Origin of the sequence: Paraburkholderia lebeckiae (genome assembly GCF_014201005.1) — a bacterium.
In the GTDB taxonomy this organism is placed as follows: Bacteria; Pseudomonadota; Gammaproteobacteria; order Burkholderiales; family Burkholderiaceae; genus Paraburkholderia; species Paraburkholderia tuberum.
Window position 1 is genome coordinate 17727 of record NZ_JACHDK010000021.1, and the last position, 24690, is coordinate 42416.

At 65.1% G+C, this 24690-nt stretch carries 23 protein-coding genes and 2 pseudogenes; 15 read left to right on the forward strand and 10 right to left on the reverse strand.

The window, feature by feature from the left end; all coding sequences use genetic code 11:
- Nucleotides 1-117 precede the first annotated feature (117 nt).
- Nucleotides 118-438, forward strand: a complete 321-nt coding sequence (locus tag HDG39_RS27935; RefSeq protein ID WP_184010541.1) for a hypothetical protein — start codon at nucleotides 118-120, stop codon at nucleotides 436-438.
- Between the two features lie 154 nt (nucleotides 439-592).
- On the opposite strand, the gene HDG39_RS27940 is transcribed toward HDG39_RS27935, so the two are convergent.
- The 6 genes from HDG39_RS27940 to HDG39_RS27965 form a co-directional block, all read right to left on the reverse strand.
- Entirely contained in the window at nucleotides 593-928 is a 336-nt protein-coding gene (locus HDG39_RS27940; protein ID WP_184010543.1) for a DUF4148 domain-containing protein, read from the reverse strand.
- Nucleotides 929-1190: 262 nt separating this feature from the next.
- Nucleotides 1191-2600 carry an NADP-dependent phosphogluconate dehydrogenase gene (gene gnd / locus HDG39_RS27945; RefSeq protein WP_184010545.1) on the reverse strand — a complete coding sequence of 470 codons (1410 nt, stop codon included), beginning with the start codon at nucleotides 2598-2600 and terminating at the stop codon, nucleotides 1191-1193.
- 266 nt (nucleotides 2601-2866) lie between these two features.
- Nucleotides 2867-3475, reverse strand: a complete 609-nt coding sequence (locus HDG39_RS27950; protein WP_184010547.1) for a DUF938 domain-containing protein — start codon at nucleotides 3473-3475, stop codon at nucleotides 2867-2869.
- Between the two features lie 56 nt (nucleotides 3476-3531).
- A complete protein-coding gene (locus HDG39_RS27955) occupies nucleotides 3532-4401 on the reverse strand; it encodes an NAD-dependent protein deacetylase (RefSeq protein ID WP_184010549.1) in 870 nt (289 codons plus the stop codon).
- A 29-nt stretch (nucleotides 4402-4430) separates the two neighbouring features.
- The gene (locus HDG39_RS27960; RefSeq protein ID WP_184010551.1) at nucleotides 4431-4709 is read right to left on the reverse strand and encodes an oxidoreductase-like domain-containing protein; all 279 of its coding nucleotides are present in this window, start codon (nucleotides 4707-4709) and stop codon (nucleotides 4431-4433) included.
- A 102-nt stretch (nucleotides 4710-4811) separates the two neighbouring features.
- Nucleotides 4812-5576: an SDR family oxidoreductase gene (locus HDG39_RS27965; RefSeq protein ID WP_184010553.1), complete on the reverse strand. Its 765-nt coding sequence runs from the start codon at nucleotides 5574-5576 to the stop codon at nucleotides 4812-4814.
- Nucleotides 5577-5848: 272 nt separating this feature from the next.
- Between HDG39_RS27965 and HDG39_RS27970 the strand changes: the two genes are divergently transcribed.
- A complete protein-coding gene (locus HDG39_RS27970) occupies nucleotides 5849-6682 on the forward strand; it encodes a polysaccharide deacetylase family protein (RefSeq protein WP_184010555.1) in 834 nt (277 codons plus the stop codon).
- A gap of 35 nt (nucleotides 6683-6717) precedes the next feature.
- Here the strand turns inward: HDG39_RS27970 and HDG39_RS27975 are convergent, their stop codons facing one another.
- The gene (locus HDG39_RS27975) at nucleotides 6718-8130 is read right to left on the reverse strand and encodes a DUF2252 domain-containing protein (RefSeq protein WP_184010557.1); all 1413 of its coding nucleotides are present in this window, start codon (nucleotides 8128-8130) and stop codon (nucleotides 6718-6720) included.
- A gap of 491 nt (nucleotides 8131-8621) precedes the next feature.
- Here HDG39_RS27975 and HDG39_RS27980 point away from each other — a divergent pair, with 491 nt between their 5' ends.
- Nucleotides 8622-9122, forward strand: coding sequence for a Pr6Pr family membrane protein (locus tag HDG39_RS27980; RefSeq protein ID WP_409259212.1), 501 nt, complete (start codon nucleotides 8622-8624; stop codon nucleotides 9120-9122).
- Between the two features lie 181 nt (nucleotides 9123-9303).
- Nucleotides 9304-9570 carry a CsbD family protein gene (locus tag HDG39_RS27985; protein ID WP_018424751.1) on the forward strand — a complete coding sequence of 89 codons (267 nt, stop codon included), beginning with the start codon at nucleotides 9304-9306 and terminating at the stop codon, nucleotides 9568-9570.
- A 96-nt stretch (nucleotides 9571-9666) separates the two neighbouring features.
- Here the strand turns inward: HDG39_RS27985 and xth are convergent, their stop codons facing one another.
- Entirely contained in the window at nucleotides 9667-10476 is an 810-nt protein-coding gene (xth, locus tag HDG39_RS27990) for an exodeoxyribonuclease III (RefSeq protein ID WP_184010559.1), read from the reverse strand.
- Nucleotides 10477-10857: 381 nt separating this feature from the next.
- Here xth and HDG39_RS27995 point away from each other — a divergent pair, with 381 nt between their 5' ends.
- Complete coding sequence (locus tag HDG39_RS27995; RefSeq protein ID WP_184010561.1) at nucleotides 10858-11202, forward strand: zinc ribbon domain-containing protein YjdM; 345 nt, start codon at nucleotides 10858-10860, stop codon at nucleotides 11200-11202.
- 89 nt (nucleotides 11203-11291) lie between these two features.
- Nucleotides 11292-12129: pseudogene (locus HDG39_RS28000) on the forward strand (spermine/spermidine synthase domain-containing protein).
- A gap of 25 nt (nucleotides 12130-12154) precedes the next feature.
- Here HDG39_RS28000 and HDG39_RS28005 read toward each other — a convergent pair.
- Nucleotides 12155-12340 carry a ribbon-helix-helix protein gene (locus HDG39_RS28005; RefSeq protein ID WP_184010563.1) on the reverse strand — a complete coding sequence of 62 codons (186 nt, stop codon included), beginning with the start codon at nucleotides 12338-12340 and terminating at the stop codon, nucleotides 12155-12157.
- 81 nt (nucleotides 12341-12421) lie between these two features.
- A pseudogene (locus HDG39_RS28010) lies at nucleotides 12422-13083 on the reverse strand (YoaK family protein).
- 194 nt (nucleotides 13084-13277) lie between these two features.
- Between HDG39_RS28010 and hyfB the strand changes: the two are divergent.
- From hyfB to HDG39_RS28055, 9 genes are all read left to right on the forward strand, one after another.
- Nucleotides 13278-15284 (forward strand): hydrogenase 4 subunit B, encoded by a 2007-nt coding sequence (gene hyfB, locus HDG39_RS28015; protein ID WP_184010565.1) that lies wholly within the window; start codon nucleotides 13278-13280, stop codon nucleotides 15282-15284.
- Nucleotides 15278-16228 (forward strand): respiratory chain complex I subunit 1 family protein, encoded by a 951-nt coding sequence (locus HDG39_RS28020; RefSeq protein WP_184010567.1) that lies wholly within the window; start codon nucleotides 15278-15280, stop codon nucleotides 16226-16228. The genes hyfB and HDG39_RS28020 overlap by 7 nt, the downstream gene beginning before the upstream one ends.
- The gene (locus tag HDG39_RS28025; protein WP_184010569.1) at nucleotides 16229-16888 is read left to right on the forward strand and encodes a formate hydrogenlyase; all 660 of its coding nucleotides are present in this window, start codon (nucleotides 16229-16231) and stop codon (nucleotides 16886-16888) included.
- A complete protein-coding gene (locus tag HDG39_RS28030; RefSeq protein ID WP_184010571.1) occupies nucleotides 16881-18344 on the forward strand; it encodes a hydrogenase 4 subunit F in 1464 nt (487 codons plus the stop codon). Before HDG39_RS28025 ends, HDG39_RS28030 begins: the two co-directional genes overlap by 8 nt.
- Nucleotides 18345-18347: 3 nt before the next feature.
- Nucleotides 18348-19907, forward strand: coding sequence for a hydrogenase large subunit (locus HDG39_RS28035; protein WP_184010573.1), 1560 nt, complete (start codon nucleotides 18348-18350; stop codon nucleotides 19905-19907).
- Nucleotides 19907-20416 (forward strand): NADH-quinone oxidoreductase subunit B family protein, encoded by a 510-nt coding sequence (locus HDG39_RS28040; RefSeq protein ID WP_184010575.1) that lies wholly within the window; start codon nucleotides 19907-19909, stop codon nucleotides 20414-20416. The genes HDG39_RS28035 and HDG39_RS28040 overlap by 1 nt, the downstream gene beginning before the upstream one ends.
- A gap of 268 nt (nucleotides 20417-20684) precedes the next feature.
- Entirely contained in the window at nucleotides 20685-21407 is a 723-nt protein-coding gene (locus HDG39_RS28045) for a (2Fe-2S)-binding protein (RefSeq protein WP_184010577.1), read from the forward strand.
- A gap of 11 nt (nucleotides 21408-21418) precedes the next feature.
- Nucleotides 21419-22420: an FAD binding domain-containing protein gene (locus tag HDG39_RS28050; protein WP_184010579.1), complete on the forward strand. Its 1002-nt coding sequence runs from the start codon at nucleotides 21419-21421 to the stop codon at nucleotides 22418-22420.
- Nucleotides 22417-24630: a xanthine dehydrogenase family protein molybdopterin-binding subunit gene (locus HDG39_RS28055; RefSeq protein WP_184010581.1), complete on the forward strand. Its 2214-nt coding sequence runs from the start codon at nucleotides 22417-22419 to the stop codon at nucleotides 24628-24630. The genes HDG39_RS28050 and HDG39_RS28055 overlap by 4 nt, the downstream gene beginning before the upstream one ends.
- The last annotated feature ends 60 nt before the right edge of the window (nucleotides 24631-24690 follow it).

Consider the following 24690-nt stretch of genomic DNA (forward strand, 5'->3'; position numbering starts at 1 on the left):
GAGCAAGCCGCCACGGCCGTTCCGTCCGATAATTGCAGGCGATCGACCATCGCCTATACTCAGTCAAGCCGCGCGGAGCAGCTCACGACAACGTTGGGATTCTGGGAGGAATCGAGGATGAACAAAGCCACCTTTCTGGCCGTGCAACTCAACGTCGACGATGTGGCGGCGTCTGCCGGCCTCGTCGAACTGCTGAACACGCATCTGATCTTCGCCGCCGACGTCGCCGAGGCCGCCGATGCGCTCGTGCAACTGGCGAGCATCGCGAGGCTATCGAGCGGGGTCGAGGCGAGCGTCGAGCTGCCGGCGGTGGCGCTCGAACGGCTGCGCGAGGCGCTCGACAACCTGAGCGACTACGACGAATCGTGGCTCCTGGCGCTGGAGCCGAGCCGCGCGCTGTTCGATGACATCGGCCGGCGACAGCGAACGCTGCATTGACGGGAACCGTCGCAGCACGGCGCCGTAAACGACAAAACGCCATCCGATCGAACTGGATGGCGTTTTTTCTTGCCCGCCGCGTTCGCGCTATTCCACGAAGCGGCGTCTACAGCGCACTACAACTACCCACTACACCTGCGGACTTCTACTGCGATCAGTTGCCGAAGTACACCGAGTCACGGTTGGCTTTCGCCGGGAGGACAGCGTGGCCAGCTTGCGACGTGCCGGCAGCCGGAGCGCCGTAGCCGCTGGTGTCTGCGGGGTTGGCCGCGATGGCCGTGCCGCGTTGCGCATCGACGCGTGCTTGCGCTGCCTGGATGTCGGACGGGTAGTTCACGTCGTTGGCGCTCGGGTTGTAGCCGGCCTTTTCGAGTTGAATCAGTTCAGCGCGAACCTGAGCACGGGTCACCGGCTGATTCGCTTGAGCGAACGACGCGACGGGAACAAAGAGGGCGGCGGCGATAGCAACTGCGGAAATCAGGGTCTTCAAGATTAACCTCCAAAGGACTTGTTGTGGTGCGCTTCGGGGTTTCTGCTTATCCCTCAGCGATTGAAAACAAGTTTAGAGGTGTCTCGATCTAGGGTAAACCCTTAAACCAGTGAAACTATATTGCTGCCACCGCAATAATCATTTGAGTCAGCGTTTAGCCCGCGAGATATCTGGTAATAATGCGGCGTTTCCTTGCTGATCCAAACGCAGCAACGGCCGGCGCGCCCTATCACCATTGCGCGCCGGGCCGTTTTTCAACCGCTCAGCTCCACTGCGCGTGGAAGCTGCCCGGCTTGTCGATGCGTTCGAACGTATGCGCGCCGAAGAAGTCGCGCTGCGCTTGCACGAGGTTCGCGGGCAGACGCTCCGAACGGTAGGCGTCGAAATACGCGATCGCCGACGCGAATGCCGGCACCGGCACACCCGCCTTGACCGCGGCCACCACGACTTCGCGCAGCGCCGCCTGGTAGTTCTTCGCGATGTCGCGGAAGTACGGGTCGAGCAGCAGGTTCGCGAGCGCCTTGTCCTTCGAATAGGCGTCGGTGATCTTCTGCAGGAAGCGTGCGCGGATGATGCAGCCCGCGCGGAAAATCTTCGCGATCGTTCCGTAGTCGAGATCCCACTTGTACTCTTCCGACGCGGCGCGCAACTGCGCGAAGCCTTGCGCGTACGAGATCACCTTGCTGAAGTACAACGCGCGGCGCACCGATTCGATGAACGCGTCCTTCGCGCCTTCGGGCGGCCTGGCCTGCGGACCTTCCAGCACCTTGCTCGCGGCCACGCGCTGCGTCTTCAGCGACGACAGCACACGCGCGAACACCGCCTCGGTGATCAGCGGCAGCGGCGCGCCGAGGTCGAGCGCGTTCTGGCTGGTCCACTTGCCGGTGCCCTTCTGCGCGGCACGGTCGAGAATCACGTCGACGAGGTCCTTGCCGGTTTCGTCGTCCTTCTTGCCGAAGATCTTCGACGTGATTTCGATCAGATAGCTGTCGAGCTCACCCTGGTTCCACTCGGTGTAGACCTTGCCGAGTTCCTCGTTCGACAAACCGACTACCTGCTTGAGCACCGCGTAGCTTTCGGCGATCAGCTGCATGTCGCCGTACTCGATACCGTTGTGCACCATCTTCACGAAGTGGCCCGCGCCGTCCGGTCCCATGTACGCGACGCAGGGCTCGCCGTCCGGCGCCTTCGCGGCGATCTCGGTGAGGATTGGCGCGACGAGGTCGTACGCGTCGCGCGGGCCGCCCGGCATGATCGACGGGCCTTTCAGCGCGCCTTCCTCGCCGCCCGAGACGCCGGTGCCGATGAAATGCAGACCGGCCTTGGCGAGTTCCTGATTGCGGCGGATCGTGTCGGTGAAAGGCGTGTTGCCGCCGTCGATCAGGATGTCGCCTTTTTCGAGCAGCGGCTTGAGCGAGGCAATGGTTGCGTCGGTCGGCTCGCCGGCCTTGACCATCATCAGAATGCGGCGCGGCTTTTCGAGCGAGTCGACGAACTCTTCCAGCGTGAAAGCCGGCACCAGTTTGCGGTCCGGAAATTCGGCGATGAGTTCGTCGGTTTTCGCGCGGCTACGGTTGTAGACCGACACCGCGTGGCCGCGGCTCTCGATGTTGAGCGCCAGATTGCGGCCCATGACCGCCAGCCCCACCACGCCGATTGCCTGTTTGCCCATTTGAATTCTCCAGAGTCCAAAAAATGTCGTGGCGCCGCGCCATGAAAACGGCGGCGCGGCGTCGAGGGTGAAAGGATAAAAGAAATGCGCGCTTGCCGCTTGGGAGGGGGCAAGCACGCCAGTTGCCCGTGCTCCTGCCGTGCCCCTGATTGCGCGTGACGACAGGTATTGTGCGCGCGTCGGCGTTTGCGCGGCGGGTTCGGTTTGGGTTCGGACTGAGGTTAGGCGGAAGGCGTGGACGAATGCGCGGCCTGTCGGTGCACCCGCTACCCTGCCCGCTTCGTGAACACCAGGCTGAAGTTGTTCGCGGGCATCGCGACCACCCGCTCGCAGGTGAGCCCCGCCGTGTCGCCGAGTGCGACGACCGCTTCCATATCGCGCACGCCCCATTCGGGATCGCGGCTCTTCAACCATTGATCGAACGCTTCGTTGCTCGGTGCCGTGTGCGCTCCGCCGCGCCGGTAAGGACCGTATAGATACAGCACGCCGCCGTCGACGAGGCGCCGCCCCGCGCCGTCGAAAAGTGCCTGCGCCGCGCTCCACGGCGAAATGTGGATCATGTTGATGCAGACGACGGCGTCGAGCGCATCGACGCCCCAGTCCGGCTGATGCACGTCGAGCGCGAGCGGCGCGCGCACGTTCGCGAGCCCCGCGTGCGCGGTCCACGCGGCAATCGACTCGCGTGCTTCTTCGTCGGCATCGCTCGGCTGCCAGTCGAGACCGGGCAGCGCGCCGGCGAAGCAGATCGCGTGCTCACCGGTGCCGCTCGCGATTTCGAGCACGCGGCCGCTCGCCGGCAGCGCCTCGCGCAGCACGGCGAGGATCGGTTCGCGATTGCGTTCGGCGGATGGCGAATGTTGCCGGGAGTCGGTCATGATCGGCTCTGGGTGTTCCTGAGGTTTTGACAGTGATCCGTGGAGTCTACTCATTCTCAATCGCCAGCCAGCAGACCGGCGAGCGCGCTCAAGGTATCGCCGCACGGCGCGGCCACCTTCAGCGACAGCAGCGGATCGGCGCGCGTGCGGCCGAGGTTGATCGCCGCGATCGGCTTGCCCTGGCGCTGCGCCCACACGCAGAAGCGGTAGCCCGAATACACCATCAGCGACGAGCCGGCCACGAGCACCGCGTCGGCCGCATCGAGCGCATGCGACGCCGCTTCGACGCGCGCCTTCGGTACGTTCTCGCCGAAGAACACCACCGACGGCTTCAGCAACCCGCCGCAGTTCGCGCATGCCGGCACGCGAAAACCGCCGAGATCGTGCCACTCGAGATGCGCGTCGCCATCGGCGGCGGCTTCGGCCGTGACGTCGAGCAGAGCGGGGTTGTCGGCTTCGAGCGTCTGCTGGATCGCCGCGCGCGAGTGCTGCATGCCGCAGTCGAGACAACTGACGCCGTCGATGCCGCCATGCAGTTCGATCACGTCGCGGCTGCCCGCGCGCTGATGCAAGCCGTCGACGTTCTGCGTGACCAGCGTCGGCACGTGACCGGCCGCTTCGAGCCGCGCGAGCGCGACATGCGCGGCATTTGGCTGCGCGCGCGCGACGAGCGGCCAGCCGACCATGCTGCGCGCCCAGTAGCGCTGGCGCATCGCCAGCGTGCCAAGGAACTCCTGCAGCGTGATCGGCGGCGAGCGCTTCCATGCGCCGTTGTCGTCCCGGTAGCCGGGGATGCCGGAGTCAGTGCTGATGCCCGCGCCGGTCAGCACGAACAGGCGCGGATGACGCTGCACGAAACGATGCAGATCGTCGAGCGTGTGCGGATCGGTGAGAGATTCGGTCGGCGTGAGCTGAAGGTCGGTCATAACGGGGACGGTGGACGATCGTGCGCGAATCAGCGGCGAGGGCTCGGTTTGCCGCGCGTGGGTGTCGAGCGACGCGCGTCGGCTTGCGGTTTCGGCTTCGCGCCCTGCGTGTCCGATCGCCGCGCTGCTGGCCGCGCTTTCTGCGCCTGCCGCTTGTGCCACGCAGCCAGCGCGAGCTCGTAGCGCTCTAGCGCTTCGTCGTAGAGATCGAACACACACTGCGTGCAGCCGCTATGACAGCAGTCGTCGAGATCGGGCCGCACGGGCGGCTGCGGCGGCGGGTCGTCGCTGGATGTGGCACGGGGCACGGCGGCTTGCTTTGCGTGGAAAGACGGCGGAGCGCCCAGTATAAGTTGAACGCGCGCGCCCCGCTCCCCGCCCCGGCGTTGTGAGCCGGTGCCGCGCGCCGCTCAGCCGCGCCCGACGAACGGCATCTTGCTCGCCATGATCGTCATGAACTGCACGTTCGCCGACAGCGGCAGGCTCGCCATATGCAGCACCGCGTCGGCGACGTGCTGCACGTCCATCAGCGGCTCGACCGCGATCTCGCCGTTCGCTTGCGGCACGCCGCGCGCCATTCGCGCGGCCATCTCGGTCCCTGCGTTGCCGATATCGATCTGACCGCACACGATGTCGTACTTGCGGCCGTCGAGCGACACCGCCTTCGTGAGTCCGGTAATCGCGTGTTTGGTCGCCGTGTACGCGGCGCTGTTCGGACGCGGCGCATGCGCGGAGATCGAGCCGTTGTTGATGATGCGGCCACCGCGCGGGTTCTGCGTCTTCATCAGGCCGAACGCCGCGCGCGTGCACAGGAACACGCCGTTCAGATTGGTATCGACGATGGAACGCCATTCGTCGATGCTCACTTCGTCGAGATCGACGGGCGAACCGTTGCGTCCCGCGTTGTTGAACAGCACGTCGAGCCGGCCGAAGCGCGCGCGGATCGTGTCGAAAAGCGCGGCGACGCTATCGGCGTCGGTCACGTCGCACGATACCGCGAGCGCGTCGCCGCGCAGCGCCCGCGCTTCTTGCGCGACCGCATCGAGCGCGGCCTGGCGGCGGCCGGCGAGCACCACGCTATAGCCGTGCTGCGCGAGCGTCAGTGCGCACGCGCGACCGATGCCGCTGCCCGCGCCCGTCACCAGCGCCACTTTTCCATTTTCTGTTTCCGACATCACGCATCTCCTGTTGTGTTGGGTAGCGACGCGAGTTATGTGCGGCGATCAGTCCGATCGCCATCGACACGCGCGACTCTTTTCGCCCCGCACCATACAACAGCGAATCGGCGATCGCAAACCGCGCGACGTCTTTCAGCGCGCTTTCACCGCATACGTGGCCGCCGAACGGCAGGTCGACGAGCGCAACAGTGGTATCGTTCGCGGTTGCGCATCGCGCAAGATTCACGGCCTTCCCGGGACGGAAGGAAGGCGTACTGGAAGCACGTTCGATGAATGAATGCCCGAACCCGCCGCGCCGCTGGCCGCGTAGCCGCAACTCCGCACTGCTGAACGGCACGATCGGCTGGCACGTGATCGTGCTGATCGGCGTGGCTGTCGCACCGGCCGCGTGGCCATGGTGGCTCGCCGCGATCGTCGCGAACCACGCGCTGTTCACGATCGCCGGACTATTGCCGCGCACCACCCTGCTCGGGCCCAACTGGACCCGCCTGCCCGCGAACCCGCGCAACGCGGACGCAATCGCGCTGACCATCGACGACGGTCCCGATCCTGTCGTCACGCCGCAAGTACTCGATCTGCTCGACGCGTTCGACGTGCGCGCGACGTTCTTCTGCATCGGCGCGAAGGTCGAGCGTTATCCGCAACTCGCGCGCGAGATCGTCGCGCGTGGGCATGGGCTCGAAAATCACTCGCAGATGCACGTGCATACGTTTTCGGTCGCGTTTCCGCGCGCGTTGACGCGCGAGATCGCCGCCGCGCAACGCACGCTCGAAACCGTCAGCGGCGCGCGGCCGATGTTTTTCCGCGCGCCCGCCGGCCTGCGCAACCTCTTCCTGGAGCCGGTGCTGCGCAAGCTCGACCTACGTCTCGCGGCCTGGACGCGGCGTGGCTACGATACGCGCGAGCGTGACCCTCACATGGTTGCGCGGCGGCTGCTCGATGGTCTCGCCGCGCGCGACATCCTGTTGCTGCACGATGGCAACGCCGCGCTGACGATCGATGACCAGCCGCTGATTCTCGCGGTGCTGCCGAGCGTGATCGAAGCGGCGCGCGAGCGCCATCTGCGTTTCGTCACGCTGCGCGAAGCGCGCGCCGATGCTTGACGGTGCGCGTGAAGTGAGGCCATGCGCACGCAGCGCTACACACGGAAATCCGCCGCCATGTCCTCGTCGGTGCGCGCTTCGAGCTTGCCGTCGCGGCACGCTTTCATGAACACGTCGTAGTCGCGCTCGACCTGATCCGCGTAGGCGCTCGCGTAGCCGCTCAGCGCTTCGCCGAACTGATCGCCGCGGCCGATGTACGCGCTGATCTCGAGCGCCTGGCCGCTCGCCTTCGCATGCGCGCGCGCCATGATCCAGCCGCATAGCCGCGCATAGCCGTCGAGCAGATCGCTGTCGAACAGCTCGATATTCGCGGACAGCTTCATGTCGCGCAGCTGGCGGAAATAGAAATGCCGCCCGAGCGGCCCGGTCCCCCAGCCGAGGAAGACGTCGCTCGCGGCCTGCAGCAGCCGCTGTCCTTGCACGACGCGCTCGCCCTGATGCTTGACCGCCGGCGACTTGTAGAACTGCGCAATGACCGACGGCCGCGCCTCCTTCAATTGCAGGAACAACGGCTTGCCCATGTGATCGACGAGCAGCACGACCAGACAACGCGTGCCGACGCTGCCGACGCCGACCGCCTTGAACACGACGTCGTGCCTCGTGAAGTGATCCAGCAGTTCGCGCCGATCGTGCGACATCGTCTTGCGGTACTCGTCCCACACCTGCTCGACCATCTTGTCGACGTTGCCGGTCCGGTAGGTTTCGGTTTGCTCGGCCGTCAACAGCGTGTTCGCACCGTGCACGTGAAACAGCGCGGGCGGCGCATCGTGGATGGTCCAACGATTGCCTTCGAACGAGGCCATTTTTTCGAGCAGGCTTTCATGCGTGCGGCTCGCGGCCTTCTCCATGCCGCGCCGCACCGCGCGCCGGCGCTCGGGCGTCAGTGCGATCTCGGCCATGCGGTCGAATGTGATGCGGTCGTACCACAGGTCGAGCGCGCCGAACTGCGCGTATTGCGCGACGCGATCGCGATACGAGCCGACCGCCGTCATCACCAGACTCTCGGCGGTGCCGCGGCTCAGGCGCATCTGGCGCGCGGCCACGACGAGGCTCGCGCACAGGCGTTTCAGGTCCCATTCGAACGGGCCGATCGAGACTTCGTCGAAGTCGCTCAGGTCGAAGACCAGTTGCCGCTCGGGCGTCGCGAAGCCGCCGAAATTCATCAGATGGCCGTCGCCGCAGATCGGCATGGTGAGGCCGGTGTCGTGCACCTTGCTCAGATCGTGCGCCTGCAGAATCGCGCTGCCTCGAAAGAACGAGAACGGCGAGACAGCCATGCGCCCATAGCGCAGCGGCACCAGACTCTCGACGCGCTCCGCGCTGCTCTGTTTCAGCAGCTCGATCGGATCGCGGTACAACTCGCCGACCGCCCGGTGACTCGAGCGTTTCGAATGCTCGCGCGCGGCGCGGCCGCGCGCTTCCCGTTCGGCAACGGTGCTGGCTTTCATGCTTTCTCTCCGTTTTGCGAGTCTTGAACCGGCGCTGACAGAGACTGCTTGCCGCGCACGGCGTCGTTAACATCGAGGGCTGCAGTCGCGATCATAACGGGTTGAAACACACGATGAATCGCCGCCAGTGAGTGCGGCGCTTGCAGCCGTGGCGGCGAGCTTGCAACCGGCTTTACAGCCAGCCAGTAGCTCGCGTAGTACGCCGTAGTATTTTGCCAACGCCGGCTCGCGTGGACGCGAAAGCCCATGCAGCCGCGCGCGCACCGCGCGTAGAATCGAGCGCATGCGCCCTACCCTCGTTCCGCAGCGCGAACCCGAGCTGCCGCTGCATACGCCCAGTGTGTCGTCGCTGACGTTGGCGGCGGTCATTGCGCTGATCGCGTGGATGGCGATCCTCGCGCAAGCCGACCTGACGATCGATCGTTCGCTCGCGCGCGGGCTCACCGTGTTCGCTCGCGCGCGGGCTCACCGTGTTCGACGCGCTCGCGCGCATGAGCAGCTACCTGACCAATCTGACGGTGCTCGCCAGTGCGCTCTGCTTCACCTGCATCGTGCTGTGGAAGCACCGCTCGCCGCTCGTGCGCTTTTTCCGGCAGCCCACGGTCGTGACCGCGGTGGTCGCGTACATCGTGTTCGTCGGCATCGCGTACAACCTGCTGTTGCGCGGACTGTGGCCGCTGTCGCCCTACCGGCGCCTGCTCAACGAGTCGCTGCACAGCGTGCTGCCGATGCTCGCCGCGCTCTACTGGGTGCTGTTCGTGCCGCGTTTTCATCTGCGGTTGCGCCACGCTCCGCTGTGGCTCGTTTATCCGCTCGCCTATCTCGGCATCACGTTCTGGCGCGGCAGCCTGTCGGATTTTTATCCGTATCCGTTCATCGACGTCGAAACGCTCGGGCTGCGCCAGGTGCTCGTCAATGCCGCGCTGCTGTTCGGCGGTTTTCTGATGCTGCTGGCCGTGTTCGTCGGCATCAATTTCGGGCGCCGACGATGATGTTGCAGCACGTCCCGTTTAGCCGGATGCATGGCGTCCCGTCGCCGGGCGCACTTCTTGCACCCCTTTCGTCACTGACGCAGGCTCACGCCGCACTGGCACGGCTTGCGCGGCGCCCTTGTGCGAGCGCGTTGCAATTGCAGCGGACCCGCACGTAAATATGACAACAGGAGCGATGCATATGGATACGAATTCAGCGGCAGGCGCGGTAAAGGAAGTCGCGGGCAAGGTGCAAAGCGCGGTCGGCGATGCAGTCGGCGACACCAGCGCGCAGGTGGCGGGCAAGGCGCGCGAATTGAGCGGCAAGGCGCAACAGTTATGCGCGAATACGACGAGCCTCGTGCGCGATGCGACGGCCGAAAACCCGTTCACGACGCTGGCCGTGGTTGCTCTCGCCGGGTTCGTGATGGGCGCGCTGTGGTCGCGCGGCGGTCGCGACTACGACTGAAGCAGGCACGGCGCCGGATCATAGGCGCCGATCAACAGCGCGAAGCAGTCGCGCCAAAGCGGGCGATCCGCCGCAAGCGGATCGCCCGCCGCTTCACTAGCCGCTCTTCTTCTTGCGGCCGGCGCCCATTTCCAGTTCGATCCACGTCGGCGCGTGGTCGCTGGCATGCGGTTCGCCGCGCACCCAACGGTCGACGCCCGCATCGCGCAGGCGCGGCGCGAGGTCGGCGCTCAGCAGCAGATGGTCGATGCGCAGCCCCGAATTCGTATCCCAATGACGGCGGAAATAGTCCCAGAACGTGTACACGCGTTCGTCGCCGAAATGCGTGCGCAGCGCATCGGTCCAGCCTTGCGCGAGCAGCCCGCGATAACGTTCGCGGCTCTCCGGCTGCAGCAGCGCGTCCTTTAGCCACGAGCGCGGGTTGTAGATGTCTTCGTCGGTTGGCACGACGTTGAAGTCCCCAGCGATCACGACCGGGTGGCCGCTCTGGTAGAGCTGCGCCGCATGCGCGATCAGATGATCGAACCACGCGAGCTTGTAGTCGAACTTGGGGCCGGGCTGCGGATTGCCGTTCGGCAGGTACAGACACACGATCAGCACGCCGCCGACCGCGGCCTCGATGTAACGGCTATGCGTGTCGTCTTCGAAACCGGGCAGACCGCGCCGACGTTCGAGCGGTGCGTCGCCTTTGGCCAGAATCGCCACACCGTTCCATGCGCTCTGGCCTTGCCACACGGCGCCATAACCGGCGTCGCGCAATGCGTCGACTGGAAATGCGTTATCCACCGCCTTCAGTTCCTGCAGGCAGACGACGTCCGGCGCCTCGCGCTCGAGCCATTGCAATAGCGCCGCCTGCCGCGAGCGGATACCGTTGATGTTGAACGTCGCAATGCGCAGCTTCGCCATGATCATCCCTCCCTCGCCTATTGCGCCGCGACGTCGCGATACTCGGTCGCCCGCGAACGCGCGCGGCAATCAGGTGTTATCCCCGATCGGTTTTGCTCATAGCACCGACTCCATTTTGGCCCGGTTGGCCAGTTCCAAATTTATCACCCGCAAAGCGGACATTTTCCATCCAGTTCAAACCTGTCGACATCCGCGGCGAAGCTACCCGTAAGTCTGATGAATGGGACTGAAAGTCAGATGATAATTGGACGGTAAGAGAATGTGTATTGCATTATAATTTTGTGCACCCACGAGCCGCCGGCACGACGACCGGCTCAGGCCTGGCGGGTTGCTCGCCTGTTTTTTACTGACTGACTCAAAATCGTTTCAATGGAAGCTGCAATGAACGCTGCCCCTTCATGCCCGCAATGCACAATGGAAAACACTTACCCTGACGGCACGCTGTACGTGTGCGCGGACTGCGGTCACGAATGGTCGGCGAACGCTGGCGCCGACGCGAGCGATGAACCGGCGGGCAGCGTCGTCAAGGATGCGAACGGCAACGTGCTGTCGGACGGTGATTCGGTCGTGCTGATCAAGGATTTGCGCGTCAAGGGCTCGTCGATCACGCTGAAGATGGGCACCAAGGTGAAAAGCATCCGGATCGTCGGTGGCGATCACGAAATCGACTGCAAGACGGACGCCGGCAGCTTCATGCTCAAGGCCTGCTTTCTGAAGAAGGTCTGACGGGCCGTTCCCCGTTGGCGGCCCCGCCCGGAAGCGCGGTCCGCAGTGCATGATTCAATCGACTGTCTGGCTACCCGAGCATACCGAGAATGGCTGAGGATCGAACCTCGTACGACGCGTTCGTCAAATTCATGTCCACGCCGATCAATAATGAGCAACCGTTTGTGCTGGAGACGCAGCACGCGGTGTCGCTACACTTCGATCACTTCGCCACTCAGAGCTTCATGTCGCTCAGGAATCCGGAGAAGCTCACCCTCGGCTATACACGCGCGATGATGGGATTTCTGCTGCTGCAGCCAGCTCCCACGCACATCTGCATGATCGGACTAGGCGGGGGATCGCTGGCGAAGTATTGCTATCGGCATCTGCCAGAGGTCGCGATCGACGCAGTCGAGATCAGCCCCGAGGTGATCGCGCTGCGTGACGTGTTCAGGATTCCGGCGGACGACGCGCGGTTCAAGGTGGTTTGCGCCGATGGCGCGGACTACTTGACGAAGGATCACATCCGCACGGACGTGATCCTGCTTGATGCGTTTGGTGCGGAAGGGATGGCGAGCCGGTGTGCGGACATCGCGTTCTTCGCCGCCTGTCGCGAGCGTTTAACCGAGACGGGCGTCCTCGTCATCAACTTTACGGACGATGATCCGGCCATACCGCGGCACCTCGAGCGGCTGAAATCGGTATTTGGCGTTTCCTATGCGATCGTTCGGTGCGGCGACGACAGCAACTTAGTCGCGTTTGCCTGGAAAAGCGGGCGTCGTTTGCCGCCCCAGACAGGTCCTGTTCGAGCGCGCCCTCTCGTTTGGCTTTGCAGGCGAACTCAAGCTGTCCGTCACTGCTCGCCACCTGAAAGCGGGAGAGCGCCTCGATCCGAAGCGGCTGATCTGGCATGCGCAAGGGCAAGGGCACTGGGAAATCGGCGGTTGACCGGCACCACGCCTCGACCTGGGCGTCACTTTCCCCGCTTGGCGAGTGGACTCTTGGTCTTGTAGGTCACGCCGTGACTCTCGAGATACTCGCGGATCAGTTGGCGGACGACTTGTGACGGCGTCAGATCTTGCGCCGAGCAGAGCATTTCAAATGCTTCTTTCTTGGCGGGGTCGATCAGGACGGTCAGGCGTGCGGTTTTCGTTTCCATTACAAGGACGGGTCGGCGAATATGCTAACCAAATTATAATGCATTTGCTTTCGACGAGGATTCACCCCGCCTCCTATGAGGTCAGTGCCTGCGCTCGAACCGATAGAGATAGGCCAGCACATCGTCGGCGACGGGCACGATCGCGAGTGTGACGAGCACGCCGGCGAGCGGCACGGTCGACACGTAGCCCACATGCTTGAAACCGATTGCGCCGATCAGGCCGCCCACGAAAAACGACGCGAGCATCGTGCCGTGGATCTTCAGCTTCGCGCGGTTTGCGATGACCGCGTGCGCGTCGTCAATGAGCGCCGATCGATTCCAGTAAAAAAGCTTACCCAACTCAATTCCGAGGTCCGTGACGATGCCGGTCATGTGTGTGGTACGGATCTCCGCGCCCGACAGCTTGGTGATCATCGCATTCTGCAGCCCCATGATGAAGCACAGCAGGATCACGGTCACGGGGACGAAGAACGCTTCGCGTAGCGCGAGGTGGCTGCCGAGCAGACCGAACAGGAGCAGCAGCGCGGACCGATGCCAGCCAACACGAGCCGGATGTCCCCGAGCGCCGTCTGGTCCGCGATCGCCGACACGATGCCGCTCATATGGGACGTGTATTGCTTGACCGCGAGGAAGCCGCCGGCATTGGTGGCGCCGGCCACGAAGGCAAGAGACAACCCGAGCTGACGGTTCGCGGTCGTGCTGCGGTGTCTTCCCGTCAGGCTTCGAAAGTACTGCGCAGGCATAGGATCTTCACTCAATGAGCTGCGCACAGAGGCGCCCGATTCGCTCTAACATGTGTTTCACATGATAACGCCATTATCATATCCTGTTATCCGGATTGGTTTTCTGATGTCATAATGCGGTTTGAGTGAGCCCGGCAAGCCGGAGCTCATTCCATGCTCCTCGTCCCAATCCGAGCGTACTGGAGAAAATCCGGATGGCACCCTTCACGGTCGTCCATTTCGTCCTGCTGGTCGCGGCCGCCTGGCTTGCGACCGGCACGATAGGTCTCGGAGTACTGCATCGCACGCGATTCGTTGCACACGGGCTGTTTCCGCTCGGCGCGCTGGGAGGGCTGCTGCTGGGCGCGGCGGGACTCGCCGGCATCTTCTCCGAACCGGCCACCGCGGTGCTGCCGATCGGACTGCCCGGGTTGCCGTTCCATCTGCGCGTCGATGGGCTATCCGGCTATTTCCTGTTCGTGCTTGGTGTCGTCAGCGCGGGGATCGGCGCCTTCTCCGCCGGTTATTTCCGTAAGGGCGAAGGGTCCGCGCCGGGACTCATCTGCTTCGAATACCACGTTTGCATCGCGAGCATCGCGCTCGTGCTCATCGCCGACGATGCGTATGTGTTCATGGTCGCCTGGGAAACGCTGACGCTGTCCGCGACGTTCCTCGTGATGACCAACCATCGGATCGCCGAGATCCGTCGCGCAGGTTACCTGTATTTCCTGATCTCCCACGTCGGCGCGCTCGCGCTGCTGCTTTGCTTCGGCATCCTGCAGGCGCGCACCGGTGACTACACGTTTGCCAATCTGCGCGCGCAGTCGCCCGACGCGTTGTGGGCATCGCTCGCGTTCCTGTTCGCGCTGGTTGGATTCGGTGCCAAGGCGGGCGTGTTCCCGTTGCACGTGTGGCTGCCGGACGCCCATCCCGCGGCGCCGTCCCCGGTATCGGCGCTGCTCAGTGGATTCGTGCTGAAGGTCGGCCTGTATGGCCTGATCCGAACCGTGTTCGACCTGCTGCACGTGCAACTCGCCTGGTGGGGCGTGCTGCTGCTCGTGCTGGGTATCGGCACCGCGCTGCTCGGCGTGGTGTTCAGTACGATCCAGGTCGATATGAAGCGCCTGCTCGCGTATTCGTCGATCGACAACGTCGGCCTGATGATCGTCTCGCTCGGGCTCGCGGTGCTGTTTCGCGCGTACGGGATGACGGCCCTGTCCGCGCTTGCGCTGAGCGCGATGCTCTACCAGATCGTCGCGCATGCGGCCTTCAAGAGCCTGCTGTTCCTCGGCACCGGGGCCGTGCTGCACGCCACCGGGGAGCGCAATCTCGGCAAGCTTGGCGGCCTGATCCGTGTCATGCCGTGGACCGCCTGGGCCGTGCTCACTGGCGTCGCAGCCAGCGCCGGCTTGCCTCCGATGAGTGGTTTCGTCGCGGAGTGGCTCCTGCTGCAAAGCTTCCTGTTCACGCCGGGTCTGCAGAATTCCGTGCTGGCGATGACGGTGCCGATTGCGGCCGCGCTCGTCGCGATGACGGCAGCTCTCGCCGGTTACACGATGGTCAAGTTCTACGGCATCGTCTTCCTCGGGCAGCCGAGAGAAGCGAAACTGAGTCGCGCACACGACGCGAATACCTGGGAACGGCTCGCGTTCTGCTGGTTCGCGGTGGCCGGTGTACTGCTCGGACTGATGCCTACGCAGTTCGTCAAGGTGCTGGACCGGGTCACGCGCGTGCTCGTCGGTGCCGGGATCGGCGCGGAAAATCATGGCTGGCTGATCTTCGTGCCGGTGTCGACCGCGCGGGCGAGTTACATGCCCGTCGTGTTCATGCTGTTTTTCGTCGCTTGCTGCGGCCTTGCGTGGGTGCTGGTACGGCGCTTCTACCACGGTCGGCTGCGACGGGCCGCGCCGTGGAGTTGCGGCTTCCCGTTTACGACCGCGCGGATGCAGGATACGGCGGAAGGCTTCGGGCAACCGATCCGGGAGATCTTCGCGCCGCTGCTGCGCATCGAGCGGCAACTGCCGACGCCGTTCGACGCACAGCCGGCTTACCGGGTCTCGGTCGCTGACCGCACGTGGTCGATTCTCTACGACCGTATCGCGGCACTCACGCAACGCGCGGCGGAATGGGCGAGGCGACTGCAGACGGGCAAGATTGCCGTGTACCTGACCTACAGCTTCGCCGTGCTGATCGTGCTCCTGCTTCTGGTGAGACGATGGTGACCGTATCCGGCGTGCTATCGCAAACCCTCGAGATCGTCCTGGCGCTTGCCGCGGCGCCACTGCTCACGGGCTGGGTCAACCAGTGCCGCGCGTGGCTGCAGAACCGGCGCGCGCCCAGCATCTGGCAGCCGTACCGGATGCTCCACAAGCTGTTCAACAAGGAATCCGTCGTCGCTTATGGCGCGAGTCCGGTGTTCCGTGGCGCGCCCTATGTGGTGTGGGCGGCGATGACGCTCGCCTGTGCAATCGTGCCGACGCTGTCGACCGAATTGCCGCTGTCTCCCGCCGCGGATGCGATCGCGCTCGTCGGCCTGTTTGCGTTCGCGCGCGTCGCGCTGTCGCTCGCGGCGATGGATATCGGCACGGCGTTCGGCACGCTCGGCGCGCGCCGCGAGATGCTGGTCGGTTTCCTGGCAGAACCGGCCTTGCTGATGGTGCTGCTGTCGGCCTCGCTGATCACGCAGTCGACCCTGCTCACGAGCATCGTCGCGACGCTCGGACACAGCGAGCTGACGATCTATCCGAGCCTGGCGTTCGCCGGCATAGCGTTCACGCTGGTGTCGCTCGCCGAGAATGCGCGGCTGCCCGTCGACAACCCGACCACCCACCTCGAGCTGACGATGATCCACGAGGCGCTGATCCTCGAATATTCGGGGCGGCACCTCGCGCTGATGGAATGGGCGGCCAGCCTCAAACTGTTCGCCTACTCGTGCATCGGCATTGCGCTGTTCATGCCGTGGGGGATCGCCGCGGCGGGTAATCCGCTCGCGCTGCTGCTCGCGGTGCCGGCACTCTTCGTCAAGCTGATGGCGGGCGGCGCCGCGCTGGCCGTGGTCGAGACCGCCAACGCGAAGATGCGGATTTTCCGGGTCCCGGAGTTCCTCGCGACCGCCTTCCTGCTCGCGGTGATCGGCATGCTCGTTCACCTGCTACTGGGAGCATGAATGCACACCTACGCGACGCAACTGATCAATTTTCTCGCGGCGGTGCTGCTGATGCTGTCGTTCGCGATGCTGAGTCAGCGTCGCATCCTGTCGCTGATCCACCTCTATACGCTACAGGGTGTCGCGCTCGTTCTGGCCAACCTGATCCTCGGTTTCGTGACCGGTGATGCGCATCTGTACGTGTCGGCCGGACTGACGCTCGTGCTGAAGGTCGGCGTGATTCCGTGGCTCCTGTATCGCCTCGTGCGCAAGCTCGACATTCAGGCCGACGTCGAGCCGCTCATCAACATTCCGACGACGCTGCTGATCGGCATCGTGCTCGTGATCGTCGCGTTCAACGTCGCGTCGCCGATCAGCCAGCTCGCGACGTCGGCCGCGCGCGGCACGCTCGGGATCGCGCTTGCGTGCGTGCTGCTGTCGTTCATGGCGATGATCACGCGCGCGAAGGCGATTCCCCAGGTGATCGGCTTCCTGTCGATGGAGAACGGGCTGTTCTTCGCCGCAACGGCCGCCACCAATGGCATGCCGATGATCGTGGAACTCGGTATCGGACTCGACGTGCTGGTCGGGATTCTGATTCTGGGCGTGTTCATGTTCCAGATCCGCGAGCAGTTCGACAGCCTGGACATCCGTCACCTCGAGACACTCAAAGATGAATGACGCCCACGTCGTGCTCGCCGTGCTCGGCATTCCGCTCGTGGCGGCCGCCTCTCTTGCGGCCGTGCGACCCGCTCATGTCGCGCGCAACCTGAACGCCGGCTTCAGCGCCGTGACGTTCGCGGCGACGCTCGTGCTCGCCGCGCGTACCGTCGAACATGGACCGTCGTTCGCGTTCGAACGCGCATTCTTCGTCGATCCCTTCAACGTGTACCTCGTCGCGCTGACTGCGTTCGTCGGCTGGACGACGTCGCTGTTCTCGCGGCCGTACATGCAGGTCGAAGAGGCGCGCGGCCGGATGACGGCGACGCGCATGCGCCTCTATCACAGCATGTACCAGTTGTTCATGTTCGCGATGCTGCTCGCGCTGCTGACCAATAACCTTGGCGTGCTGTGGGTCGCGATGGAAGGCGCCACGCTCGCGACCGTGCTGCTCGTCAGCGTCTATCGGACCGCCGCGAGCCTCGAAGCCGCCTGGAAGTACTTCATCCTGTGCGGTGTCGGCATCGCGCAGGCATTGTTCGGCACGATCCTGCTGTACCTCGCCGCGAGCCGGCAACTGACCGACGGCGATGCGCTGCTGTGGACGAGCCTTGCCGCCGTCAAGACGCACCTCGACCCGTCCATCGTGTCGATCGCCTTCGTGTTCCTGCTGGTCGGCTACGGCACGAAAGTCGGACTCGTGCCAATGCACAACTGGCTGCCGGACGCGCACGCCGAAGGCCCGACCCCGATTTCAGCGGTGCTGTCCGGGCTGCTGCTGAACGTCGCGCTGTACGCGGTGCTGCGCTGCAAGGTGCTGGCGGACGGTGCGCTTGGCAACGGCCTGCCGGGGCGATTGCTGGTCGGGTTCGGGCTCGTGTCGGTGCTGATCGCCTCGTTCTCGCTGTTTCGGCAGAAGGACGTCAAGCGGCTGTTCTCGTATTCGTCGATCGAGCATATGGGATTGATGACGTTCGCGTTCGGCCTCGGCGGCCCGGTCGCGACGTTCGCCGGTCTGCTGCACATGACCGTCCATTCCCTCGTCAAGTCGGCAATCTTCTTTGCGGTTGGCCACGCGACGCAGAAAGCCGGTACCCAGGCGATCGAAGGCATTCGCGGGCTGCTGCAGGTCAGCCCGACGGTCGGCTGGGGCATGCTGCTCGGCGCGCTCGCGATTCTCGGCCTGCCGCCGTTCGGTGTGTTTGCAAGCGAATTCCTGATCCTGACGACCGCGATGAACACGATACCGTGGACGGCGCCGTTGTTGCTGCTCGGCCTCGCCGTCGCATTCGCGGCGATCTTCGCGCGCGTGCAGCAAATGGTGTTCGGTGAAACGACGACGGCCAAACCGCTCGAGCATCGCCCCGCGCCGCTGCCGGTATTCGTGCATCTGGGTTTGGGGCTGATGCTTGGGCTTTATGTGCCACCCTACCTGGCGACGTGGTATCGCCAGGCCGCAACGATGTTGTCGGGGTGACGGATGCGACTCGAATCGATGCAAATTGCCGCCACCCGCCTCACGCACCGTGCGGGCCAGATTCCAGCGCATGTGGTGAGCGCCGATGAATCAGTGTGGCTCGAGCTGGCGCGAACCGCGAGATCCGAGCAGCGGCGCCTCGTTGCAATGTGGGGCAGCGAAGCAGGCGAAGACGGTTTCTCGGTGAATGCCGCGTACGAATGCGATGACGGCATATTGTGGGTACGCCTCGCGATCGGGCGGAAGCAGGATGCCGGTGGAGACTATCCCGATCTCGCCACCGTTTTCGCGTGCGCGACTCGCATGCAACGGGCGATCTTCGATCTGCTCGGCCTGCGGGCGCGTGGCGCCCAGGACACGCGGCCGTGGCTCAATCACGGCAACTGGCCCGAAGATTATTTCCCGCTGCAACGGCAGGCGACGGGTGTCGAAGACTTTGATTCGAGCGAGGCGGACTACCCATTCGTGCAGGTTGCGGGCGATGGCGTACACGAGATCGCTGTCGGGCCGATTCATGCCGGCATCATCGAACCGGGGCATTTCCGCTTCTCGGTCGTCGGCGAGAAGGTGTTGCGCCTTGAAGAACGTCTCGGCTATGCCCACCGCGGCGTCGAGCGTCTGTTCGAGCGTACTCCTGCATCGCGCGGTCATCGGGTGGCCGCCAGGATTGCGGGCGACTCGACCGTCGCGTTCTCATGGGCCTTTTGCATGGCGCTCGAGCAAGCCAGCGGCACGATACTGTCGAAGCGCGCACTGTATCTGCGTGCGCTTCTGCTGGAACGCGAGCGCGTGGCCAACCACCTCGGCGACCTCGGCGCGCTGGGCAACGACGCCGGGTTCGGCTTCGGACTCGCGCAGTTCTCGCGGCTCAAGGAGGACTGGATACGGATGAACGCCCGTACATTCGGACATCGGTACCTGATGGATCGGATCGTGCCGGGTGGCGTATCGATCGACGTTCGCCCCGACGACGCGGCGGTGCTGGCGGAGCAATGCGAACGCATCGAACGCGAGGTCCACGTCATGCGCAAAGTCTACGATGACCAGTCCGGGCTGCAGGATCGATTCCTCGGCACAGGCCGATTGACCCCCGCTGTCGTCGAGCATTTTGGCGTGCGTGGCATGGCCGCCCGCGCCAGCGGTCGAACCTTCGACGTTCGCGCCAACTTGCGGCCCGCTCCGTATGACGACATAGCGGTCAATGCGGTCAGTGACGCGCGCGGCGACGTTGCCGCGCGCGTCGCGGTGCGCTTCGCCGAAATCGATGAATCCCTGCGCCTGATCCGCACGCTGCTGTCCAATCTTCCGGATGGTCCGGTGGTCGTCGCCACGACGCCTGCAACGGCGCCCGCGCAAGGCATAGGCTGGGTGGAAGGTTGGCGGGGGGACGTATTCGTCGCCCTCGATCTCGCCCCCGGCAACGTCATCACCCGATGCCATTGCCACGATCCGTCGTGGCAGAACTGGCCGGCGCTCGAGCACGCGATCATCGGCAACATCGTTCCCGATTTCCCGCTGATCAACAAGTCGTTCAACCTGAACTACGCGGGGCACGATCTCTGATGTGGCAACTGATCCGGCAATTCGCGCGCACCGATTTTCCCGGCGAACCCGCACCGGCGGCAGAACACGCGTGGCATCACGAGGAGCGACGCATTCGCGAGGATATTCTCGATCTGCTCGGGCGGGCGCTGTGCATCCGGCAGATCGACGCGGGTTCATGCAACGGTTGCGAACTGGAGATTCACGCGCTGAACAACCCGTACTACAACATCGAAGGACTTGGAATCAAATTCGTCGCGAGTCCGCGGCATGCCGACCTGCTGCTCGTGACCGGGCCGGTGACGCTGAATATGCGAGCGGCCATGCTCGCCGCGTACGACGCGACACCCGCCCCGAAACTCGTCGTTGCCGCAGGCGAATGCGCGTGCACGGGCGGCATTTTTGCCGACAGTTACGCGGTGTGCGGCCCTGTTTCGTCGATCTTGCCGGTCGACGTGACGATCCCCGGATGTCCGCCGCCGCCGATCGATTTGCTGCGAGGCATCCTGGCCGCCTGCCGGGCGCGTTGAGCCCGGAGCTCGATCTCGCATTTCCCCGTTGCAATGTGCAACTTTTGCCCGTGTTTGCGCGGCTCCAGCCGGGCTCCATCCCTATCATTGCGCGTATTGGCCTGCGTTTATTGCACAGATCGGCTTTGCGCTTGCAGCGAGTTTTTAATACCGTGGTAGCTGCAACGGCATTGAAATTGCTGCGCAATAGTTTTGCTTCAGCGCGATGCGTTGGACATCGACGCGTCGTCAGCCTGCATTGACCTTTCAGTGGAGTCAACAGATCGCCATGACTACGCCTACAGAATGTCAGCATTGCGGGGACACCCCCGCATCGGAGTCCACCGCCGAGCCCACCACCACGCCTTCCCAACTGTCACGACGCCGCTTCCTGCAATCCGCGGCGGCCGCCGCGACGATCGGTGCGGCGCCGCATCTGCGCGCGCAAACGCAAGCGCCGGCGCCCGCCTCACCCGCGCCGCAAAGCAACCCCGTGGTGCCGCCGCGCCCCGTCACGTTGACCGTCAACGGCCGCGCGTACACGCTGCAGCTCGAACCGCGCGTAACGCTGCTCGACGCGTTGCGCGAATACGCGGGACTGATGGGCACGAAGAAAGGCTGCGACCGCGGTCAATGCGGCGCCTGCACGGTGCTCGTCGACGGCCGCCGCATCAACTCGTGTCTGACGCTCGCGGTCATGCATGAAGGCGAGAACATCACGACCGTCGAAGGACTCGCGAGCAACGGCGCGTTGAGTCCGGTGCAGGCCGCGTTCATCGAACACGATGCGTTCCAGTGCGGCTACTGTACGCCCGGGCAGTTGTGCTCGGCGACCGCCCTGCTCAGCGAATTCCGCAACGGCACGGCGAGCACCGTGACCGCCGACGTGCGCGCGCGTCCCGCCGCGCTCACCGACGACGAAATCCGCGAACGCATGAGCGGCAACATCTGCCGCTGCGGCGCGTACGTGAACATCGTCGCCGCGGTCCGCGCCGCGCACGACATCGCCTGACGGAGACCGACATGGATGCGATCTCCTACGAACGCGCCGGCGACGTCGCCAGCGCGGTGCGCGCCGCGCAACAGCCGGGCGCGGTATTCATCGGCGGCGGCACGAATCTGCTCGATCTGATGAAGGGCGGCGTCGCGCGGCCGGTGCGGCTCATCGATATCACGCACATCGGCGGCCTCGACTCGGTGACGACGCTGCCCGGCGGCGGCATCCGCATCGGCGCGCTGGTGCGCAACAGCGACGCGGCCAATCACGCGCTGGTGCGCGAGCAGTACCCGCTGCTGTCGCAAGCGCTGCTCGCGGGCGCGTCGGCGCAGTTGCGCAACATGGCGACGGTCGGCGGCAATCTGCTGCAACGCACCCGCTGCGGCTACTTCTACGACACCGCGTTCACGCAGTGCAATAAGCGCCTGCCCGGCAGCGGCTGCGCGGCGCTCGACGGCCATAACCGCGCGCATGCGATCCTCGGCGCGAGCCCGCAATGCATTGCGGTCAACCCGTCGGATATGAGCGTCGCGCTGGCCGCACTCGATGCGCTGGTGCGCGTGAGCGGTCCCAAGGGCGAGCGCACGATCGCGTTCGCCGATTTCCATCGGCTGCCGGGCGACCGGCCCGATGTCGATACCACCTTGCAGCCCGGCGAGCTGATCACCGCGGTCGATCTGCCGCCACCGCTCTTCAGCGCGCATTCGCACTATCTGAAGGTGCGTGACCGCGCGAGCTACGCGTTCGCGCTCGTATCGGTCGCGGCCGCGTTGCAGATGGACGGCGAGCGTGTTCAGAGCGCGCGCATCGCGCTCGGCGGTGTCGCGCACAAACCATGGCGCGCGAACGTGGCCGAGCAGATGCTGAGCGGCCAGCCGCTCAGCCAGGCCACGCTGAAGAACGCCGCCGCGGCCGCGTTGAGTGGCGCGCAGCCGCGCCACGACAACGCGTTCAAGGTGCAGCTCGCGCAACGCGCGATCGTGCGCGCGGTCAACCAGGCCGCCGGTAACGCGGGAGGTGTCGCATGAATCTGATCGGACAACCGCTCGATCGCGTCGACGGTCTGCTGAAGGTGACCGGCGACGCGCGTTATGCAGCCGAATTCCCCGGGGCGCGCCTCGCGCATGCGGTGCTCGTGACGAGCACGATCGCGGCCGGCACGATCGCGTCGATCGACGCGAGCCGCGCCGAGGCCGTGCCCGGCGTGCTGCTCGTGATGAGCTACCGGAACGCGCCGCGCCTGCCGAATGGCGGCCGGCCCGCGCTCGCGCCGCCGGCCGCCCGGCGTCTGTCGCTTCTGCAGGATAACGAAGTGCACTACAGCAACGAGCCGATCGCGGTGGTCGTCGCCGATACGCTCGAACATGCGGCCGATGCCGCTCGCCAGCTGCGCATCGCCTATCAACCGGGCGCCGCGGCGCTCGACTTCGAGCAGGCGAAGGCGCACGCGCATGCGCCGGACAAGCCGCAGGGCCGCCAGACCGACACGCAGCGCGGCAGCTTCGAGGACGGCATGCAAAGCGGCGACGTGCATATCGAAGCGACCTATACGACGCCGATCGAGCACCACAACCCGATGGAGCCCCACGCGACGATGGCGCAATGGGACGGCCCGCAGTTGACGGTCTACGACTCGACGCAGGGCGTGAGCGGCGCCGCGCAGGTGCTCGCGAAGACGTTCGCCATCCCTGTGTCCGACGTGCGCGTGATCTCGCCGCTGATCGGCGGCGGCTTCGGTTGCAAGGGCTCGTCGTGGTCGCACGTGTCGCTGTGCGCGATGGCCGCGCGGCAAACCGGGCGGCCCGTGCGGCTCGCGCTCGAACGCCCGCAGATGTTCGGCCCGGTCGGCGCGCGGCCGCGCACCGAGCAGCACTTCGTGATCGCCGCGCGGCATGACGGCACGCTGACCGCGATGCGTCACGACAGCATCTCGAACACGTCGATGATCGAAGACTGGACCGAGACCTGCTGCATGGTCACGCGCATGCTGTACGCGGTGCCCAACCAGATAACGACGCACCGGCTCGTGCAACTCAATGTCGGCACGCCGACCTTCATGCGCGCACCCGGAGAAACCACCGGCTCGTTCGCGCTCGAATCGGCGATGGACGAACTCGCCGTCGCGCTGAAGATGGACCCGCTCGCGCTGCGCCTGAAGAACTACGCGGACAGCGATCCGCAGGAGCACAAGCCGTGGTCGGGCAAGTCGCTGCGCGAGTGCTATCAGATCGGCGCCGAGAAGTTCGGCTGGTCGCGCCGCCCGCACGCGCCACGTTCGAGGCGCGACGGCAACACGCTGATCGGCATGGGCATGGCGACCGCAACCTATCCGGCCAACCGCAGCGAGGCGTCGGCGCTTGCGCAGATTCTGCCGGACGGCACCGCGATGGTCGCATCGGGCACGCAGGACATCGGCACCGGCACCTACACGGTGATGACCCAGGTCGCCGCCGATGCGCTCGGCTTCACGCCCGAGCAGATCCACTTCGCGCTCGGCGATTCGTCGCTGCCGCGTGCGCCGGTCTCGGGCGGCTCGCAGTCGGCGGCCAGCGTGTCGCCCGCGGTGCGCGACGCGGCGAGCCAGGCGCGCAGCCAGTTGATCGCGCTGGCGCTTGCCGATGCGGCGTCGCCCGTGCATGGCCTGCCGCTCGATGACGTCACCGTCGCAAGCGGCTGGGTCGTGAGCCGCTCGCAACCGGGCAAGCGCGATCCGGCCGCGGCGATCATCGCGCGCGCGGGCGGCAAGCCGATCGAGGCGAGCGCGACCGTGAAGCCCGGCGACGAGAAGCAGAAGTACTCGTTCCACTCGTTCGGCGCGGTGTTCGTCGAGGTTCACGTCGATGCCGAGCTCGGCACGATCCGCGTGCCGCGCGTGGTCGCGGTGTACGACGTCGGCCGCGTGCTGAACCAGAAGACCGCGCGCAGCCAGATGATGGGCGGCATCGTATGGGGCATCGGCGCGGCGCTGCAGGCGGAAAGCACGCTCGATGCGCGCTTTGGACGCTTCACGAACGCGAACCTCGCCGAGTATCACGTGCCGGTGAATGCCGATATCGGCACGCTCGACATCACCTTCATCGACCGGCCCGATCCTTATATCAACTCGCTCGGCGTGCGCGGTATCGGCGAGATCGGCATCACGGCCGTGGTGGCCGCGATCGCGAACGCGGTGTACAACGCGACCGGCGTGCGGGTGCGCGATCTGCCGATCACGCTGGACAAGGTGGTGCGGACCTGAACCGGCGGCAGTGCCGGAATTGGAGTGAAAGCGAAAGCGGCGGGCGGCTTGCATCGGGCG

Coding starts and splice junctions, on each gene's coding strand:
- HDG39_RS27935 (WP_184010541.1), top strand. CDS start 118: ATGAACAAAGCCACCTTTCTGGCCGTGCAACTCAACGTCGACGATGTG.
- gnd (WP_184010545.1), bottom strand. CDS start 2,600: ATGGGCAAACAGGCAATCGGCGTGGTGGGGCTGGCGGTCATGGGCCGC.
- HDG39_RS27950 (WP_184010547.1), bottom strand. CDS start 3,475: ATGACCGACTCCCGGCAACATTCGCCATCCGCCGAACGCAATCGCGAA.
- HDG39_RS27955 (WP_184010549.1), bottom strand. CDS start 4,401: ATGACCGACCTTCAGCTCACGCCGACCGAATCTCTCACCGATCCGCAC.
- HDG39_RS27965 (WP_184010553.1), bottom strand. CDS start 5,576: ATGTCGGAAACAGAAAATGGAAAAGTGGCGCTGGTGACGGGCGCGGGC.
- HDG39_RS27970 (WP_184010555.1), top strand. CDS start 5,849: ATGAATGAATGCCCGAACCCGCCGCGCCGCTGGCCGCGTAGCCGCAAC.
- HDG39_RS27975 (WP_184010557.1), bottom strand. CDS start 8,130: ATGAAAGCCAGCACCGTTGCCGAACGGGAAGCGCGCGGCCGCGCCGCG.
- HDG39_RS27980 (WP_409259212.1), top strand. CDS start 8,622: ATGAGCAGCTACCTGACCAATCTGACGGTGCTCGCCAGTGCGCTCTGC.
- HDG39_RS27985 (WP_018424751.1), top strand. CDS start 9,304: ATGGATACGAATTCAGCGGCAGGCGCGGTAAAGGAAGTCGCGGGCAAG.
- xth (WP_184010559.1), bottom strand. CDS start 10,476: ATGGCGAAGCTGCGCATTGCGACGTTCAACATCAACGGTATCCGCTCG.
- HDG39_RS27995 (WP_184010561.1), top strand. CDS start 10,858: ATGAACGCTGCCCCTTCATGCCCGCAATGCACAATGGAAAACACTTAC.
- HDG39_RS28005 (WP_184010563.1), bottom strand. CDS start 12,340: ATGGAAACGAAAACCGCACGCCTGACCGTCCTGATCGACCCCGCCAAG.
- hyfB (WP_184010565.1), top strand. CDS start 13,278: ATGGCACCCTTCACGGTCGTCCATTTCGTCCTGCTGGTCGCGGCCGCC.
- HDG39_RS28020 (WP_184010567.1), top strand. CDS start 15,278: ATGGTGACCGTATCCGGCGTGCTATCGCAAACCCTCGAGATCGTCCTG.
- HDG39_RS28025 (WP_184010569.1), top strand. CDS start 16,229: ATGCACACCTACGCGACGCAACTGATCAATTTTCTCGCGGCGGTGCTG.
- HDG39_RS28030 (WP_184010571.1), top strand. CDS start 16,881: ATGAATGACGCCCACGTCGTGCTCGCCGTGCTCGGCATTCCGCTCGTG.
- HDG39_RS28035 (WP_184010573.1), top strand. CDS start 18,348: ATGCGACTCGAATCGATGCAAATTGCCGCCACCCGCCTCACGCACCGT.
- HDG39_RS28040 (WP_184010575.1), top strand. CDS start 19,907: ATGTGGCAACTGATCCGGCAATTCGCGCGCACCGATTTTCCCGGCGAA.
- HDG39_RS28045 (WP_184010577.1), top strand. CDS start 20,685: ATGACTACGCCTACAGAATGTCAGCATTGCGGGGACACCCCCGCATCG.
- HDG39_RS28050 (WP_184010579.1), top strand. CDS start 21,419: ATGGATGCGATCTCCTACGAACGCGCCGGCGACGTCGCCAGCGCGGTG.
- HDG39_RS28055 (WP_184010581.1), top strand. CDS start 22,417: ATGAATCTGATCGGACAACCGCTCGATCGCGTCGACGGTCTGCTGAAG.